This window comes from Cohnella yongneupensis, from assembly GCF_042655785.1.
Classification (GTDB): Bacteria; Bacillota; Bacilli; order Paenibacillales; family Paenibacillaceae; genus Cohnella; species Cohnella yongneupensis.
On sequence record NZ_JBHSNC010000024.1, the window covers coordinates 85,919 to 103,193 of the forward strand.

General features: G+C 55.8%; 14 protein-coding genes. 6 read left to right on the forward strand and 8 right to left on the reverse strand.

Annotated features, from left to right (window positions below):
• Window positions 1-38: 38 nt before the first annotated feature.
• The 6 genes from ACFPQ4_RS07665 to ACFPQ4_RS07690 are packed head-to-tail and all read left to right on the forward strand — an operon-like array spanning window position 39 to window position 6,813.
• A complete protein-coding gene (locus ACFPQ4_RS07665) occupies window positions 39-1,406 on the forward strand; it encodes a YheC/YheD family endospore coat-associated protein (RefSeq protein WP_378111194.1) in 1,368 nt (455 codons plus the stop codon).
• Window positions 1,381-2,553, forward strand: a complete 1,173-nt coding sequence (locus tag ACFPQ4_RS07670) for a YheC/YheD family endospore coat-associated protein (RefSeq protein WP_378111195.1) — start codon at window positions 1,381-1,383, stop codon at window positions 2,551-2,553. The genes ACFPQ4_RS07665 and ACFPQ4_RS07670 overlap by 26 nt, the downstream gene beginning before the upstream one ends.
• A complete protein-coding gene (locus ACFPQ4_RS07675; protein ID WP_378111196.1) occupies window positions 2,534-3,907 on the forward strand; it encodes a YheC/YheD family endospore coat-associated protein in 1,374 nt (457 codons plus the stop codon). The genes ACFPQ4_RS07670 and ACFPQ4_RS07675 overlap by 20 nt, the downstream gene beginning before the upstream one ends.
• On the forward strand, window positions 3,904-5,076 hold the full coding sequence (locus tag ACFPQ4_RS07680) for a YheC/YheD family endospore coat-associated protein (RefSeq protein ID WP_378111197.1): 1,173 nt from the start codon (window positions 3,904-3,906) through the stop codon (window positions 5,074-5,076). Before ACFPQ4_RS07675 ends, ACFPQ4_RS07680 begins: the two co-directional genes overlap by 4 nt.
• Window positions 5,073-5,573 (forward strand): GNAT family N-acetyltransferase, encoded by a 501-nt coding sequence (locus tag ACFPQ4_RS07685; protein ID WP_378111198.1) that lies wholly within the window; start codon window positions 5,073-5,075, stop codon window positions 5,571-5,573. The genes ACFPQ4_RS07680 and ACFPQ4_RS07685 overlap by 4 nt, the downstream gene beginning before the upstream one ends.
• Before the next feature lie 7 nt (window positions 5,574-5,580).
• Window positions 5,581-6,813 (forward strand): YheC/YheD family endospore coat-associated protein, encoded by a 1,233-nt coding sequence (locus tag ACFPQ4_RS07690; RefSeq protein WP_378111199.1) that lies wholly within the window; start codon window positions 5,581-5,583, stop codon window positions 6,811-6,813.
• Window positions 6,814-6,926: 113 nt separating this feature from the next.
• Here the strand turns inward: ACFPQ4_RS07690 and ACFPQ4_RS07695 are convergent, their stop codons facing one another.
• The 8 genes from ACFPQ4_RS07695 to ACFPQ4_RS07730 form a co-directional block, all read right to left on the reverse strand.
• Window positions 6,927-7,607, reverse strand: a complete 681-nt coding sequence (locus tag ACFPQ4_RS07695; RefSeq protein ID WP_378111200.1) for an HAD-IA family hydrolase — start codon at window positions 7,605-7,607, stop codon at window positions 6,927-6,929.
• A gap of 57 nt (window positions 7,608-7,664) precedes the next feature.
• Window positions 7,665-8,651: a substrate-binding domain-containing protein gene (locus ACFPQ4_RS07700; RefSeq protein WP_378111201.1), complete on the reverse strand. Its 987-nt coding sequence runs from the start codon at window positions 8,649-8,651 to the stop codon at window positions 7,665-7,667.
• A 13-nt stretch (window positions 8,652-8,664) separates the two neighbouring features.
• Window positions 8,665-10,425: a sensor histidine kinase gene (locus tag ACFPQ4_RS07705; protein ID WP_378111202.1), complete on the reverse strand. Its 1,761-nt coding sequence runs from the start codon at window positions 10,423-10,425 to the stop codon at window positions 8,665-8,667.
• Between the two features lies 1 nt (window position 10,426).
• Window positions 10,427-12,037: a response regulator gene (locus tag ACFPQ4_RS07710; RefSeq protein WP_378111203.1), complete on the reverse strand. Its 1,611-nt coding sequence runs from the start codon at window positions 12,035-12,037 to the stop codon at window positions 10,427-10,429.
• A 140-nt stretch (window positions 12,038-12,177) separates the two neighbouring features.
• Window positions 12,178-13,137 (reverse strand): ABC transporter substrate-binding protein, encoded by a 960-nt coding sequence (locus ACFPQ4_RS07715; RefSeq protein WP_378111204.1) that lies wholly within the window; start codon window positions 13,135-13,137, stop codon window positions 12,178-12,180.
• A gap of 78 nt (window positions 13,138-13,215) precedes the next feature.
• Window positions 13,216-14,232, reverse strand: coding sequence for an ABC transporter permease (locus tag ACFPQ4_RS07720; protein ID WP_378111205.1), 1,017 nt, complete (start codon window positions 14,230-14,232; stop codon window positions 13,216-13,218).
• Window positions 14,233-14,249: 17 nt separating this feature from the next.
• The gene (locus ACFPQ4_RS07725) at window positions 14,250-15,755 is read right to left on the reverse strand and encodes a sugar ABC transporter ATP-binding protein (RefSeq protein WP_378111206.1); all 1,506 of its coding nucleotides are present in this window, start codon (window positions 15,753-15,755) and stop codon (window positions 14,250-14,252) included.
• Window positions 15,756-15,972: 217 nt separating this feature from the next.
• The gene (locus ACFPQ4_RS07730; protein WP_378111207.1) at window positions 15,973-17,259 is read right to left on the reverse strand and encodes a family 43 glycosylhydrolase; all 1,287 of its coding nucleotides are present in this window, start codon (window positions 17,257-17,259) and stop codon (window positions 15,973-15,975) included.
• Window positions 17,260-17,275: the final 16 nt, after the last annotated feature.

Below are 17,275 nucleotides of genomic sequence, written 5' to 3' on the forward strand. Positions count from 1 at the left end.
CTTGCCATGGCAATCGAAACGGTGGAAGGAGTAAGAGAATGTCCACCCCGAAAATCGATGTCCACATCGTCAGCTCCAGCATTTTGTCCGATGATGTCCTGATGCTGGCGGAATCGCTGATGAAAACGTGGAAAATTACGGCCCAGCAGCAAGTTTACATCCAGTTCGGATCATTTCGCCACGCCGTCACCTTCGTTCCCGTGCCTAAGTTCGCGGGACTGCGGATGAGCCAAACGTTAGCGAGACGGATGGGCATCTTCTCCGGCACTACGGTGCGCCTGCGATTCAATCCGGTCTCGCGAACGTTGCACATGGGGCCGCTCATCGGCGTGCTCGTTAGCCGGGAACATCCTAGCCAGACGGATAAACCGTTCGGCGACATTACGATGTTCTGCCGGGAGCTTACCGACGCTTGCCGGTCCCAAGGCGCATACGTGTATTTCTTTACTCCGGGCGCGATAGGCGCTAACCTATCTACCGTCGAAGGATGGGTATACACGAAAGGCTGGCACAAGCTGACGCTTCCCGCTCCCGACGTCGTGAACAATCGCCTGACGTCCCGAAAACTCGAAAATCAGCCGATCGTCCAATCGTTTCTGAAAGAAATCAAGCACCGGTACAACGGGAAAGTGTTCAACGAGAAGTTCCTCGACAAGTCCGAAGTGTTCGACGCGCTCAAGAAAGACAGCTCGTTGCTTAAGTATTTGCCCGAATCGCACTCGCTTCATAACGTCAATCAGCTCAAAAGCATGTGCGCCAGGTACAGCTCCGTGTTTCTTAAGCCCGTGAGAGGAAGTCTCGGTAAAGGCATCATCCGCATTACGCGAGTCGGTCCCGAAAGCTGGCAGGCATCGTTCGCGACCGTCAACGGAACGAGAAAACAACCGTTCAACAGCTTGACGAAGCTGTTCGCCGCGATCGCCACCAACATGAAGGCGAATCGCTTCCTGATTCAGCAAGGACTGGCGCTTATCGAGATCGGCGGCCGTCCCGTGGACTTCCGGGCGCTAACGCATAAAAACTTGACCGGCAAGTGGACCATTACGTCCATCGTCAGCCGAACGGCGGGCAATCACCACTTCGTCTCGAATTTGGCGCGCGGCGGTACATTAGCGACGGTACGGGAAGCCGTATCGAAGTCCAATTTGCCCGCCATGCACCGCGGAGACGCTTCGGCACGCCTTCAGAAAGCCTCTTTGGACATCGCCAAAGGCATCGATACACACATTCCCGCGCATTTCGCGGAGCTAGGCATCGACCTTGCATTGGATACGTCGGGCAGAGTATGGCTTCTGGAAGTGAATTCTAAGCCGTCCAAGAACGACAACACACCATTAACAGAGGGGAAAATCCGCCCTTCCGTGCGGATGATCATTCAATATGCTCGCTTTATTTCCGGATTCTAAGTCGTTCGTATTAAGCGATAGCCCATCCGCGCTCGGCGTGCTCGTATGCGAGCGAGACGGCATCGCGCCGTTCGCCGAAGGCGCGTACATTCGCCGGCTAAGTCTGGTCGCGGACGCGATCGGCATTGCGTTAGTCGTGTTTGCGCCATGGACTTGGGATGCGCGCAGCGACTCCGTTAGAGGATGGACCTGGAACAAGCGCGAGCAGCGCTGGATCGCGCGGGCGAGGAAGCTGCCCCGCGTCGTCTACGATCGCGCTTGGCCGGCCACCGAAGTGGAGAAGCGGCGTTTTCAGGTTGCACTCGGGCGCATTAGAGCCGCTCGCGCGCTTATTTTCTTGAACAGCCGGTTGCCGCATAAAGGCAAAGTCGGCGAAATGCTTGCCCGCGACCCGGCGTACGCTGCACTCGTCCCTCCAACCGCTCCATACAAAGGACCCCATTCCTTGCGCGCATGGCTTCGCGAGCACGACGGCTCCGCGTTTCTGAAGCCCGTGGCGGGCAGCCAAGGCAAACGCGTCATCTCGTACAAGAGAGACAACGACGGCAAAGTCGAATTGGCCGGACGCACGAGCAGCAACCGCTCGTTCTCCTTTACGGCCGCAACGGAGCAGGACGCATTGAACCGACTCCACCGCTGGATCGGATCTCACGCCTATATCATGCAGCCTTTGCTGGAGCTTCATACCGCGGACGGAAAACCGTTCGATCTAAGATCGCTCCTGCAAAAAAACAAATCCGGGCGCTGGACGGTAACCGGCGTCGCCGCCCGAGTAGGCGCGGCAGGCACGGTAACCGCCAATTTACACGGCGGAGGCCGCGCGATGCATCCCGGCGACGTACTCGAGCCGCTGCTCGGCGAGGAGCGCGCCCGAACGGTCGAGCAACGAATTCGCGCGATTTCGCTCCGGCTTGCCAGCTGGTGCGAGGAGTCGTTCGGAAGATTCGCGGAAATCGGACTTGACTTCGGCGTTGACCGAAGCGGAAAATTGTGGTTTTTGGAAGCTAACTCCAAGCCGGGACGCGCGGCGATGGGCTCAGCCGGCAAAGAGGCGACCCAGCAAGCCGTCGTACGGCCGTTGTCTTACGCCAGCACGATTCTGCTTCGACCATCTGGGAGGGTAATCCATGAGTTTGACCATTTGTAACGTCCATTTCACCCAGCAGCCCGAGCGTATCGTATGGTTTTCCAGCCCGCTTGCGAAGCTGCTTAAGCTGAGCGGACGTAAATCGGTGAACGTGAAGCTCGGACGGGATACGGTTCCCGCTACCGTGAGGTTGATTAAGCGCAAAGGCAATCACGTCTATATGTCCGCCGGTTTGCGGCGTTCCGTAAGAATTCCGAAGACGGGCAACGTCTACGTCGCCAACGACGACAACGACGAAATTCAGCTCGGACCGCTGATCGGCGTCCTTACCGACGGCGTGCGCTCGGCATCCGCTCCATTCGGCGATCGCACCGGCTTCGTCCGCGAGCTCCTTCGACTCGGAGAAAAAAAGGCGTACTTCTTCGCCTTCACGCCGCGCGACATCAATTGGCAGCAAGAAACGGTGCATGCCTGGTTTTTAGACGGAGGAGGAGGCTGGGTCAGACGGGTCGTCCCGTTGCCCGACGTCGTCTACAACCGGCTTACAAGCCGGCGCGCGGAAACGACGATGCCTATTACTTCGCTCAGGGAACGCTTCCTGAAGAAAAGAATCCCCTTCTTCAACTGGAGCTTCTTCAATAAATCCGACGTCTATAAACTGCTCGATAACGACGTGGAAGCGCTGCGTCACCTGCCGGAATCGGTCAACAATCCGTCGGCCGAACGCATTCGGGAACTGCTCGAGAAGCATCAATTCCTCTACTATAAACCGACGGCTGGAAGTCTCGGGATCGGCATCTATCGTCTGACCTATCATCCTCGCAGAGGTTACTTCGTCCGCTACCGTCGCAACGGCGGCAACGTGCTGCTTCGCTTCAGCAACTTCGCCAGCCTCATGAAGATGCTGCGCGCAAGACACGGCAGCGGCTTGAGCAGCTACGTCGTGCAACAAGGCATACGGCTCGTCGAAATCGACAATTGCCCGATCGACTTCCGGTTCCACATGCATAAGGACGGACGGAACCAGTGGGTCGTCGCGGGCATCGGCGCGAAGAAAGCCGGCAGGGGCAGCGTCACGACCCATATCAAAAACGGCGGTTCCCTTATGACGCCCGAGCAAGCGCTTAGCCGTACGTTCGGCGACCGAGCCGAAACGGTTCTGAAGGAAGCGAAGGACGTCGCGGTAAAGCTCTCGGAATCGATCGAACGAAACTATCCGCACACGCTCGGCGAACTCGGTCTCGACATCGGCATCGACCGGGACGGCGCGGTATGGATGTTCGAAGCGAACGCCAAGCCGGGCCGGTCGATCTTCAAGCATCCTGCGCTGAAGGAGCAAGGCAAAGCTTCTCTCGAGTTCATCTTGGATCATTGCATGTATTTGAGCAAGTTCCGCAGGAGGGATGAAGCTTGATTATTCCGAAATCCCTCGATACTAAGCCGCTTATCGTCGAGACGACCGCGGATTTGCCCGTCGTTGCCATTTTAACGATCGACGACGACCTGCAACTGTTCCGCGGCAACCGAAGCAACTTCGCGGATTTGCTGCAAACCGGCAAAAAGATGGGCATCACCACCTACGTGGTGACGACCAAAGATTTGAAGCTGAATGCGCCGCGCGTGCTCGGCTATACGTACGAATCGGACAGCGAATCGTGGAGCGCGGCCTGGTTTCCGCGTCCCACGGTCGTCTATAACCGGATCCCGCAACGCGAGGACGAACGGCTCTTACGGGTGAAACGCAAGCTGGCGGCGATCTCAAGACAACCCGGGATCAAGCTGTTCAACCGGCGTTTTTTCAACAAATGGTCGCTGTTCCAATGGCTGAACCAAAGCAGGATGACGCGCGCGTACATTCCCGAAACCCGCCAGCTTACGCGCCCCGCCGTTCTGACCGGCCTGCTCCGCAAGCACCGGCTTCTCTACTTGAAGCCGATTCGGGGCAAAGCCGGGGTGGGGATAATGACGGTGAAAGTACAACCGGAGAAAAACATGCCTTATCGCCTGCAAATCCAAGAGGAAAAAGGCAGCTCCACCTACCATTGCACGACGCTCAAACGGCTGTGGGGCAAAGTGCTGAAGCAATCCGCCATTCTCGGCGAGCCTTATATCGCGCAACAAGGCATCGCTCTTGCCTCCGTCAAGGACCGGCCATTCGATCTTAGGGCGCTCATTCAAAAAAACGGAATGGGCAAGTGGGAAGTAACGGGCATCGGTGCCCGGGTCGCCGGCGATTCCAGCATAACGACCCATGTTCCGCGCGGCGGCTATATCGAAGATCCGGAGAGGCTGCTCACGACGATTTTCGGCCGCGACAAAACAGCAAAGGTGCTAGACAAAGTACGCGAGACGACGTTGACGCTGGCGCGGCAGATCGAGAGATCTTCCCATACGAGGCTGTGCGAAATGTCCATGGATCTCGGAATCGATAGCACGGGCCATGTTTGGTTTTTCGAGGCTAACTCCAAGCCGATGAAATTCGACGAGCCGCACATCCGCAACAAGTCTTTGGAGCGTATTTTCCAATATAGTCTATACCTTCACCAGTTGAAGAAAGACACCAAAGGGGGCGCTGCCCTATGAGCGTCAACTTGCAATACAGGCGCCTCGATCCGGTCGAATGGGATAAACAGCGGTTTCTGCTGCTTCGGTTCGTAAGACGCCATGGCGAACGCCGCATTACCGGCCATGCATGGCAGCAGCTGTTGCTCGCCGGCGAAGCGGAGCTTGCCAGCCCGGGCACCGCCATCGCCGTAGCCTATACGCAAGGCGGCTGCCCGGCGGGCGTCGCTTTCGCCGAAAAATTCGGCGAATCCGTATGCCTCGTCGCCGTTCATCCGGCGCTCCGGGGACGCGGCGTCGGCCGTCAGCTGCTAAGCGAATTGGCGGAGCCGTGGGAGCGATTGACCTGCAACGTCGCCATCGATAATGCCGCCAGCGTCGCGATGTGCTTCGCCGCCGGACTCGTCGCCGTCGGCCTCGAGACCGGTCCGACAGGGAAGCCGACGCTGCGCTTCGTCTGGAAACGCGATGCCGGTACGGCGCCTTCCGCCGACCAGGCCGAGGCGACGGGGAGGTGAATGCAGCGTGTCGCAACCGGTGCTTGGTATCCTCACTTTGTATTTGAACGATAACAAGGCGCTCGAAGAACGACCCGTATACGAGAAAATGATAGCGGCAGGCAAGCGGCTCGGCATGCAAGTATTCGTCTTCACCCCGCAAGACGTCGACGACGGCAACGGCCGAATTCACGCGCTCTTCTTCAAGCCAGAGACGGGAAGCTGGAGCCGGAAGTGGGTAAGGTTCCCACATGTCATCTACGACCGTTGCCGCATCCAGCGAAGCCACCGGTTCCAGCAGCTTCTTGCTTTCCGTAAGCGTTACTCGCATTTGATCTTTCTCAATCGTCCGCTCAGAAACAAATGGACGGTATACAAAACGCTGTCCAAAGTATCTTCCTTCCGCGGTCATTTGCCCGTAACGAGACTGTACCAATCTCCCGAGGATGTTACTTCGCTGCTCCGTAAATTTTCGACGGTGTACGTGAAGCCGATTAACGGCACCGGCGGACGGGGCATTCTTCGCATCGATCGCAAAACGGACGGCTCGTTCTTGCTGCAAGGCCGCAACCATTCGCGCGGCATCGTCAGTCCGAAAGTCGTATCCGGTCAAAATTTGCACGGCGCGATCCGAAGCTGGGATATGCACGGGGATCGGTACATCGCTCAGCAGGGGCTTAACATTAAGCTGCCTAACGGACGCGTGCACGATTATCGGATGCTCGTGCAGAAAAACGGATCCGGAGCTTGGGAAGTGACGGGCTGCGCGGGCCGGATCGGACCGGCGGGCAGCATCACCTCCAACTTGCACGGTGGCGGGCAAGCCGCTTCGATGAACGCGTTGCTTAAGCAATGGGTCGGCGGCGATTCCGCGATCGCGCAAATCAAATCTACCGCGGAAACGTTTGGCGTGAACGTCGCGCGGCATTTGGAGTCGACCTATAGTTCGCTATGCGAGCTGGCGCTCGATCTGGCCATCGACAGAAGCGGTAAAATATGGCTGCTGGAAGTGAATCCGAAGCCTTCGCGCGAAGTGTTCAGCAAAGTAGGAGAACGCGACGTCTATCGCAAGGCGATCGTGCGGCCTATCGAATACGGGCTATGGGTGTACCAGCAGCGCAGAAGCTCGCTCAGCCACAAATCGTCGTTGTCCGCGGAGCACAAGACGGCCGGCGGACAAACGTTGGGGACGGAGCATCGCGCAGCGGACGCCGAGCATCGTTATTATAGCGACGCGGATCCGTACGGCATTCTCTATTAACGCGAAGGGGCTTGCCGCAGGTCGAGAACGACCTTGCGAGCAAGCCCCTTTGATGTTCTACTTGTTCAAATCCACGTATTCGATGGACGCCAGCATTAACGATCGTATAAAGTTCAACGAGGCAAAAGCGCCAGCAGCTCCGGGAACGCGCCGATGACGGCGTCCGAGCCGTCCAGCTCGCCTTCGCGTCCGAAGCCCGCGTAATCGCACCCGACGACGAACAAGCCGTTCTCCTTGCCGGCGGCGACGTCTGACGAACGGTCACCGACCATCCATGCCGATTTCACGCCATATGTATCCAGCAATTTGCGAACAAGGTCGACCTTCGACTTCGTGCCGAACTCCCCCGCGCTATACTTGCCCTCGAACAAATGTCCGATCCCCCGCTCGTCCGGTACGCCTTTCACGTATGTCTCCAGGCCGTTGCTCGCGATGAACAATCGAACGCCGCGTTCATGCAGCTCGGCAAGCGTCTCGGCTACGCCCGGATACAGTTGCCCGACGCCGCCGGCCAATTCTTCCATCTCGTATTGCAGCATCAGCTCGTTCGCCCGCTCGTGCGCTTCCGGCGAGCCGTCCGGCATTACTTTCATCCAAATATCGGAAAGCAGCATGCCTAGCGAGCCTAACAGGCGTTCGATCGGAGGAGCAACGTCCCCGTACAAGCCTTCCGCGTGCAGTTGCGCGAACAGGCGCCGGTGCACGGGCTCGAGCAGCGTCTCCGTCTGGAATAGCGTGCCGTCCAAGTCGAAAATCATAGCTTCGGGTAAATCGAGAATGCGCGCTTCGTTCATCTTCTGTTCGTCTCCCTCGATGCGGTCGTTTTTCCTTTTTCCCATCATACAGGATTGTTATCGACCGTCAAAGGGAAACAGCAGCTTTTGATTTTCTTTGGCGTACATGTTCTGTTTCGTGATAACCTGAGAGCCCGTATCGATCAACGATTCGACCTTATGTCCTTTGCTGGCGCTCACGGCTGTCCGAACGGCCAAATACCCCATGTTGAAAGGTTTCTGCACGACGATCGCCTGAATGATATCGTCTTCCAGGAAAGCGACCTCATCCGTGGAGCTGTCGAAACCGACCATCTTGATGCCCTTCCCCGACGCAAACTCCTTCACCGCTTTCGCGGCCCCTACCGTCGTCGGCTCGTTCAAGCAGACGATGCCCTGCAAGTCCGGTTTCTCCGCGATCAGCTTCTTGACGATTTGATAAGCCATCGTCTCGGACGAGTTGGAATAATACGTTTCCTTCATCACGTTCGTCGCGCCCGCTTCCTTCAAGCTGTCCCGCGCGCCCCCTTCGCGTTCGATGGCGGTCGCCGATACTTTGACGACGCTGATGATCGCGATGCGGGCATCTTTGCCGGTCCACCGCATAAGCGCGCTGCCCGCTTGTTTGCCCGCCTCGTAGTTGTCGGTCGCGATGAAGCTCTCGGAGATTCCTCCGTTTAAGCCCGAATCGACGGTAATGAGCGGAATGCCCGCCTCTATGATCTTCTTGGCGACGGGGACGATCCGGTTATAATCCGATGCAGCGAGCACGATCGCCTTCGGCCGCGTCTCGAGCGCTCTTTCCAGCAACGCGATCTGTCCGTCGACGTCGGACTCCGATACGGTGCCGACCGTCTTGACCTCTTCGCCGAACTCCTTGGCCGCCGTAAGCGCCCCTTGTCCGAGCACTTGCCAGAAATCGATGCGCCCGTCTATCGTTTTCGGGACGAGCAGAATAGGCCTGTCCTTGTCGGACCAAGACGGTCCCAAGAACGAGTACATCCTGGTGCCGATCGCGGCAAGCAGCACGACGGCCGCAAGACTCCACATTACTTTGTTGCGCATGCCGACGTCCTCCTTAGACGATTTCCGGTATTCGAAGCGTGACGGTCGTGCCCACTTCGAGCTCGCTCTCGATTTCCAGTCCGTATCCTTCTCCGAAATAAAGCCGAATGCGGTGGTTCACGTTAGGCAATCCGACGCCTTTGCCGCCATCGCCAAGCCGGAATATCGTCGTCAGCGCGTGCACCTGCTCCTCGCTCATGCCTACGCCGTCGTCGATGACCTGCAGCACGATCATCCCCTGCTCTCTTCTGCCGGTAATCCGGATCGTACCGATGACCGCCTGCTGCTTAAGCCCGTGATAGATGGCGTTCTCGACGAGCGGCTGAAGCACGATTTTAAGCGTCTTGCAGGCGTAAATATCCGGATCGATATCGATCTCGTACGTAAACTTGTTTTTATAGCGGATATTTTGAATTTTCAAGTAGTTATGAATATGCTCGAGCTCCACTTCGATCGGGACAAGCTCGTCGCCTTTGCTGATGCTTGAGCGGAACAGCTTCGCGAGCGCGGTCGTCATCGTGACGACTTCCGCCATTTTGCCCATCTCGGCCATCCAAATAATAGAATCCAACGTGTTGTACAGAAAATGAGGATGAATTTGCGCTTGCATAGCTTTGAGCTCGCTGATCCGCTTCATCTCTTGTTCCTGGACGATCTGGCGCATCAGCTCTTTGATTTTGCCGATCATGAGGTTGAACGATCGCGACAGCTTGCCGATCTCGTCCGTGGATTCAACCTCGACGCGAATATCGAAGTCGCCCTTCTCCACTTTCTTCATGAGGCTCTCCAGCCGCTTGATCGGTTTCGTTAACCGGAAAGATAGGAAGATCGATATCGCTAGCGCCACCGCAAGGAATAACAAAGCGGCCAACACCGACGTCGTGCGGATTTCTTTTTTGTTGCCGACGAGCTCGTCCGGGTACGTTACGCCGATCACTTTCCAGCCGAACTCGTTCGTTCGGATCGTGTACAGCTTACGGTCGCCGTCTTCATCTTTGAACGGAACGGAACTGTCGCTTGAAGCGAGCAGTGTAGTAATCGCCTCGGACTTCAGTCGGCTATATAGCAATTGCTGCTGAGGATGATAGATAAGGTCGCCCACGGGGTCCAAAATAAAGACGTAGCCGCTCGTGCCGATCTGAATTTGCTTGCAAAGGTTGTTGATGACGTTCAAATTCAAGTCGACCATCAGGACGCCGCTTCCCGGCGTACCGGGTTCGCCTAGCTGTCTGCTGATGGATACGACCCAACGATATTCTTGTTTATAGACGTGCTGGACATGGGAGGAGCTGATGACGACTTTGCCTTTGGCATTGTTCGCGCTTATGTACCAATCTTGCGATTGCAAATCCGCGAGCGGCTTGAAGAAAGCGACTTCCCGGTCGGAAACGATATAGCCGTTTTCGCTGACGAACAAAATCGAAGCGATGTCCGCGCGCGAGTGAACGATCGAGCGGAAAAACCGGCTAATCCCGCTGGCCGCGTCCGCGCTGTTCGGCGTCCCGGGGGCGTCTATCGCGGCCTTCTCCAAGGCGGCGTTGCTGAGAGCCAAGTCGGATATGCTCACCATATTGTCCAAGTACGTCTGAATGTTCGTGTTCACCTGATCGATAAGCTGCTCGGTATACGCGCTGGCGCTGTCGGTTACGGCTTCCTCCGAGAGCCTGTACGAATTGTAGGTAAGGAGCGCCGTCATCGCCGCGATCAAACACGAGAAGGCGATGGCAATGCTCGTATGTATGCTCTTGAACCGGAATAGCCGCCGGGAGCGCATATCAGGAAATTCCTTTCTGCAGAACACGGTATTCCTTCGGGGTCCGTCCCGTATGCCGCTTGAAAATAACGCTGAAATAATGAGGATCGCTATAGCCGACTAGGGAAGCGATCTCGTACGTTTTGTGCGCAGTAACCGCGAGCAGCTCCTTGGCCTTGTCGATGCGAATCCGCGTCAAATACTCGATGAACGTCGAACCCGTATGTTGCTTGAAGAGCGTGCTGAAGTAGCTGATGCTCATGAACAAAAAGCCGCATACGTCGCTAAGCGCCAGCTCTTCGTTCATGTAATTGCGCCCGATGAACTGCTCGGCTTCCCTCATCTGGGAGTCGACGACGTTAGATCTCTTGGACGAAAGCTCCGTCAGAATGCGGGAGCATACGTCCTCGAGCCATCTCTGGATCGCGTCGAGCGTCTTCATCGACTGCGCTTGGGCGAATAGGTCGTCCGTGAGCGATTTGTCGGCGCCTAAACCCGTCTCCGCAACCCAGTTCATGAGCGCAGCAAGCAGCTTATGAACGGCGCCGTAACCTTGATCGGCCGACGCGCCTGAATTTCTTAATTCATCTAAGCCTTTGCGCAGAGCCGGTACGACGCAAGACATGCTGCCGGTGCGCATGGCGGAAATAACTTGATTTTCCCACCCCGCCTCATATCTAACTTCCGTGCGTCGGCCGAACTCCATATCCTGAATGCATAGCGTCCGATTACCGCCAAGCATGAACCTGTAATCCAGCGCGGAAAGCGCTTCCTGAAACGAACGCGGCAATTGGTCCAACGAGCTGCAAACGGTGCCGATTCCGACGCTCACCGTCAGTTTCAAATACTTCTCTACGCTTTCGCGGATATAACTGGCGATCGTCTGGCTGAACAACCGCAAATGCGCCTCTTCCCCGGTAAGCAACGCGCATACTTTTTGCTCGCGCGTCCGGAATACGATGCCTCCGTTCTCTCTCTCCACGATCTCTTGCACGATGTTATAGACGCCGAACCGAAGCAGCTCCAGATCTGATTCGGAATGCTCGATTACGTCGCCCCGCGCCGCGTCGAGATCCGCTACCATCGCCAAGCAAGACTGGCCCTTCAGCTTGAGACGATACCCCTCTAGCCCTTCGTTCAGCTCGTCTTGAGAGACTTGTCCCTTTGCCAGCTTCTCGAGGAAGCTTTCCTTGAGCAACGGCAAGCTCTGGTGCAGCTGGCTGCGAAGTCGCGTAAGATCGTCTTTGCTCGACCGTTCCTCATCGAGCTCCCGCTTCATTTTCGATAGAAAATCGGTGAACTCCTGAGCGTTAAGCGGTTTGAGCAAATAATCGCTGACTTTCAGCTTGATCGCCCGCTTCGCGTATTCGAAATCCTCGTAGCCGGTAACGATAACGACCTTTAGCGCTCGATAGTGCTCGTAGATGCGCTGCGCGAGCTCCAAGCCGTCCATGAACGGCATGCAAATGTCCGTGATGACGGCATCCGGCTTCAGCGTCTCCAGCGCCTCCCAGGCGTCCCGTCCGTTCTCGAAATCTCCGACGAGCTCGAAGCCGCAAGCGGCCCAAGGCGTCTTTATCTTAATCCCTTCGCGCACTTCGTCTTCATCGTCGATCAAGATGACCTTGTACATGCCTGCGAAGCCCCCCTTGCGTCAGTAAGGATCTGTAGGGATACAACCTGAGTATAAGCGATCGGAACGCCGATTGAATACAACGAAAGACGAGGCTGCCCGAATACGGGCAACCTCTTCTCTTGAACGCGAAACCGATATTAGTCGTAGAGCAATGCCGCGATGTCAGGGTTATCGATGTTCGTCTTGTCGTACCAGTGGAAGCCGGTATCGATCGATTTAGGAACCGTCTCGCCTTTTTTCGCTTGAACGGCCGCTTTAACCGCCCAATAGCCGATGCCGATCGGGTCTTGCGTGATGGCTCCCGCCATCAAACCGCTCTTGATTGCGTCTTTTTGCAGCTTGCCGGAGTCATAACCGATTACGACGAGCTTGCCTTCTTTCTTCAGCTCCGTTACCGCGTTCACGACGCCGATCGCAGCGCCTTCGTTCGTTCCGAAAATACCTTTCAGATCCGGATGAGCCTGCATGATGGCTTTAGCCAAGTCAGTCGCTTTGAGCGGGTCGCCGCCGTATTGGATGTCGACGATTTTGATGTCCGGATATTTCGCTTCGATTTCCTTAACGAATCCGTCGCGGCGATCGACGCCCGTGCGGCTCGTTTGGTCATGCGCAATAACTGCGATTTCGCCTTTTCCGCCGATCAATTCACCCATTTTATCCGCGGCAAGCGCAGCGGCTGCTACGTTGTCGGTAGCTGCAGTCGTAACCGGAATGTTGCTGTCTACGCCGGAGTCGAAGCCGATGATCGGAATATCGTCGGATTGCGCTTTTTCAAGCAATGGCGTTGCGGCTTTGCTGTCGAGGGCCGCGAAAGCGATGGCCGCCGGTTTCTTGTCGAGCGCCGCTTGCAGCATCTCAATTTGTTTGTCGACTTGTTGTTCCGTCTCCGGACCTTCGAAAGTAATGTCTACGTTGAATTCTTTAGCTGCTTTTTCCGCGCCTTGCTTAACCGCTTGCCAGAACTGGTGCTGGAAGCCTTTGGAGATGACCGGGATGTACATCTTTTTGTCGCTGTCGTCTTTTTTGCTGCATGCTCCCAGCACGCTAGCGACTAGCATCAAGCTCACCGCGAACAATCCCATTTTTTTGAAATTCATTTCCCAATCTCCCCTTATGGTTGATAAGTGCGTATTTGACTCCTATACGGAGGTAATACCGACATTAACCGGACTTGCTCAAGCTTTGCGTCTCCGCAAAATGTCCGCGTACACGGCGCCGATGACGACGAAACCGGTGATGACCATCTGCCATTCTTGCGGCACGGATAGGATCCGCAATCCGTTCGTGAGTACGCTCATGATGAGCGCGCCGATGACGGTACCTAGTATCGTTCCTTGCCCGCCGCTGAGCGACGTGCCGCCGATGACGACCGCGGCGATCGCATCGAGCTCGTAACCGGCGCCGGTCGCAGGCTGCGCGGAGCCTAGACGGGAGGCGATAAGTACCCCTGCGATACCGCTGAAAGCGCCGGTAATCGTATAGATCGTGACTTTCCAGAAATTGACGTTAACGCCGGATAGCCTTGTCGCTTCCTCGTTGCTGCCGATTGCGAAATTGTAGCGGCCGATAATCGTCTTCGCTAAGATGAGGCCTGCGATGATCGCGACTCCGAAGAGAATAAGAACAGCGTTCGGAATTTCAACGCCGATGATAGATTTCGCGATGGAACCTCTCGAAATATCCGCGAAAACGAACGAGCCCTCGGGAACTTCGGATTTGGAAGGGAAGTAAATCGGCTTCGCGCCGGAGATGACCAGCGATAAGCCCTTCGTAATCATCATCATTGCCAATGTCGCGATGAACGGCGGAATTTTCATTTTCGCGACAGCGAGACCGCTTAGCATTCCGCATAAAGCCCCCGCCAATATGCCGCCTACGATGCCGAGCGGAATCGGCAAGTTCCAGAAGTTGATAACAACCCCGGTCATAACCATACTGAACGTCATTACCGTTCCGACGGAAAGGTCGATGCCCCCGGTGATAATGACGAACGTAGATCCAAGCGCTAGAACTCCAATTACCGCGGTAGATAACAAAATGCCCATAAGGTTATCGAAGACGAAGAAGTTTTCCGAGGCGAAAGTAAATACGAGGACTAGCGCGATCAGGCTGACGAATGCCAGCAGCTGCTGCAGCTTGCCGGATTTAAATCGTACTTGTTGTTTGTTGGTAGTCGATACTTCGACGCTCATGTTCGTCCCTCCACTTCTCAGCCGGTATGCTGCGTTGCCAGCTTCATGATTTTCTCTTGGTCAGCTTCTTCGCGGGATAACTCCCCGGTGATGCGTCCTTCGTTCATTACGATAATCCGATGACTCATTCTTAAAATTTCCGGAAGCTCCGAGGAGATCATCATGATCGACTTACCTTGCTCCACGAGCTCTTCAAGCAGCTTGTAAATTTCGGTTTTCGCGCCGACGTCAATGCCGCGGGTCGGCTCGTCGAAAATAAGAATGTCGCTGTCCTTAGTCAGCCATTTGCCGATGACGACCTTCTGCTGGTTGCCTCCGGACAAAAACTTCACCCGCTGGTGCACGCTCGGCGTCTTTACTTTGAGCGTACCGACAACTTCCTCCGACGTGCTTTCGATCCGATGCTCGCGCATCCAGCCGAGCTTGCTACCGTACTTTCTATATGAGGCAATCGCCACATTCGTCTTTACGTCCATATCGACAAGCAACCCATAACGCTTGCGGTCTTCCGACAAGTATCCGATGCCATACTTAACCGCGTCGTAGGGCTGCTTGATCGTCGCCTTCCGGCCATGGACGTAGATTTCACCGCCATCGATCGCGTCCGCTCCGAATATCGCCCTGGCAACCTCCGTGCGACCGGCCCCCATCAAGCCCGCGAAACCGACGATTTCACCTTTCTTCAAATGGAAGCTTACGTCTTTCACCGCAGTACCCCTGTTCAGGTTACGTACTTCGAGCACGGTAGGCGCGTCTTCGTTAATCCGGCGATCGTCAACGGAATGATAAAGTTCTCGTCCTACCATTAGCGAGATGATCCGGTCGATCGTCGTCTCCGCCGTACGCACCGTATCGATGTAGCAACCGTCCCGCATGACCGTAATGAAGTCGGAAATTCGCTTCAGTTCGTCCATCCGGTGCGAGATGTATACGATGCCAACGCCGGAAGCTTTTAATTGATTGATAATCCGGAACAATTCCTCAATCTCGCTCGTCGTCAAAGCCGCCGTCGGTTCGTCCATAATGAGCACTTCGGATTCGAACGATAACGCCTTCGCGATCTCGACCATCTGTTGCTTGGCGACGGTCAGCTCCGATACTTTCGTCCGCGGATCGATGTTCAAGTTCATCATCGAGAACAATTGCTGCGCCTTGCGATCGAGCGCCTTATCGTCGAGTATCGTTCGCCCCCATTTCCGCGGCTCTCTGCCGATGAAGATGTTCTGGGCAACCGTTAAGTGAGGCATTAGATTAAGCTCTTGGTGGATAATACCGATGCCTAGCTTCTGTGCGGCTTTCGTATTCGGAATGTCTACCTCGTTGCCTTTGTATACGATCCGGCCCGCGTCTTTCTGGTAAACGCCGGTCAATATTTTCATCAACGTCGATTTGCCGGCCCCGTTCTCTCCGACCAAAGCGTGTACTTCGCCGCTATTCAATCGAAACTTGCATTGATCGAGCGCGCGCACGCCGGGGAAAGATTTGTCGATGCCTTCCATCTGCACTAGCGGCTGTCCGTTCATCCGGCACCCCCTCATCTGTGTCGTATGGGCTCATTGTAACGGGAATAGCCGCCATGCAGAATTTAATATCTTACACAAAAAGGGTGAGAATTTTACGGTGTTAATAGTGACGCATATTGTCGAGCTATCGGAAATCAAATCCCGGCGTACGCAAAAAAAAAGCGCGGGGCGTCGCCGAAATCGGCAATGCCCCGCGCTTACTATAGGGTGTTCTATTCTAATCGTTGAACGGACAGACCGCTAGTCTCGCGACGCTAATGGCGCCGTTGCCGCCCGTTAACCGGATCGTATTGTTCGCGCCCGCTTTCAGGGGAACCGTAAAGCTCGCGTAGCCGGTGAAGTTTTCCTCGTTGCCGGACGACAGCGCGTTCAGCAGCGACCAATCTTCTCCGTTAACGGTCAGCCGCAGCTTGGCTAGACGCTCTTCCGTCGCGTATTGAACGTGCAGCTCCGCTCTGCCGCCGGCCGCTCCGTCCACCTGTTCGAACTCGCAATAGGCGCCTGCATGTTCCAGTCCCGACACGACGTTGCCGCTAAGAATCGCGCCTCCGCCGACTCTTGCGGCAGAATAGGCTTTCTCGTTCGGATTCGGAGCCGATGGTTCGCCTACCGGATCGAAGCCGCCGACTTTCGTCTGTTGCACCGTTTGTATAGTGCCGTCCTCGTTGAAGAACAATTTGTCGATGCAGACGCTTCTCAAGCAGCCGTGATTCGAGATTTCCTGGTTATGGTAGAACTTATACCACTGGCCTTTGAATTCCGCGATGGAGCCGTGGGACGTCGAGCAGCCGGTAGGCTCCAGATACACGCCGCGATATTCCCAAGGACCGAGCGGGTTTTGACTTGTCGCGTATTTCATCCGGTTGTTGCCGTGCAAATTGTCCGAGTAGGTCAAATAGTAGATGCCGTTTCTTTTAAATACCCATGCCGCTTCATGGAAATCGTCAAGCCCGACCATATCCTGCATCCCGGACTTTAGAGACATCATGTCGTCGTTCAGCTCGCCGCCCGCGCACCGGCTTCCGCCGCCGTAATACATGTATGCGCGGCCGTCGTCGTCGACGAGCACGCAAGGATCGATCATCGCGAAGCCGCCCAAGCCTTCGATATAACCCCGGTCGACGAAGCCTTTCGAAGGATGGTCGCTTGTCGCCACGCCCATTTTCCAAGTATCGTTCCAAGCCGTACCGCTCGGATGAGGGTAGTAGAAATAATAGGTTCCGTTCTTATATGCCGCGTCCGGAGCCCACATGAAGCCGCCTTCCGGTCTGCCCCACGTGACGTCGTCCGAGCGCAAAATTTCTCCTTCGTCTACCCAGTTGACCATGTCCGTCGAAGAATAGACGTGGTATCGGTCCATGAGATCGCAGCCCCTTGCCGGATCCATGTCATGGGAAGCATAAATGTATACTTTGCCGTCTCCCCAGACATGGGCGGACGGATCGGCCGTGAATATAGTCGTAATCGCGGGGTTATGGGACGTTGTTTTGAGACGCGCTGTCATGAAATGAGTTCCTCCT

What these genes read in the sequence shown, in the direction of transcription:
- ACFPQ4_RS07710 (WP_378111203.1), bottom strand. Translation starts at nt 12,037, where the DNA reads ATGTACAAGGTCATCTTGATCGACGATGAAGACGAAGTGCGCGAAGGG.
- ACFPQ4_RS07675 (WP_378111196.1), top strand. Translation starts at nt 2,534, where the DNA reads ATGAGTTTGACCATTTGTAACGTCCATTTCACCCAGCAGCCCGAGCGT.
- ACFPQ4_RS07695 (WP_378111200.1), bottom strand. Translation starts at nt 7,607, where the DNA reads ATGAACGAAGCGCGCATTCTCGATTTACCCGAAGCTATGATTTTCGAC.
- ACFPQ4_RS07715 (WP_378111204.1), bottom strand. Translation starts at nt 13,137, where the DNA reads ATGAATTTCAAAAAAATGGGATTGTTCGCGGTGAGCTTGATGCTAGTC.
- ACFPQ4_RS07730 (WP_378111207.1), bottom strand. Translation starts at nt 17,259, where the DNA reads ATGACAGCGCGTCTCAAAACAACGTCCCATAACCCCGCGATTACGACT.
- ACFPQ4_RS07670 (WP_378111195.1), top strand. Translation starts at nt 1,381, where the DNA reads ATGCTCGCTTTATTTCCGGATTCTAAGTCGTTCGTATTAAGCGATAGC.
- ACFPQ4_RS07725 (WP_378111206.1), bottom strand. Translation starts at nt 15,755, where the DNA reads ATGAACGGACAGCCGCTAGTGCAGATGGAAGGCATCGACAAATCTTTC.
- ACFPQ4_RS07700 (WP_378111201.1), bottom strand. Translation starts at nt 8,651, where the DNA reads ATGCGCAACAAAGTAATGTGGAGTCTTGCGGCCGTCGTGCTGCTTGCC.
- ACFPQ4_RS07665 (WP_378111194.1), top strand. Translation starts at nt 39, where the DNA reads ATGTCCACCCCGAAAATCGATGTCCACATCGTCAGCTCCAGCATTTTG.
- ACFPQ4_RS07685 (WP_378111198.1), top strand. Translation starts at nt 5,073, where the DNA reads ATGAGCGTCAACTTGCAATACAGGCGCCTCGATCCGGTCGAATGGGAT.
- ACFPQ4_RS07705 (WP_378111202.1), bottom strand. Translation starts at nt 10,425, where the DNA reads ATGCGCTCCCGGCGGCTATTCCGGTTCAAGAGCATACATACGAGCATT.
- ACFPQ4_RS07720 (WP_378111205.1), bottom strand. Translation starts at nt 14,232, where the DNA reads ATGAGCGTCGAAGTATCGACTACCAACAAACAACAAGTACGATTTAAA.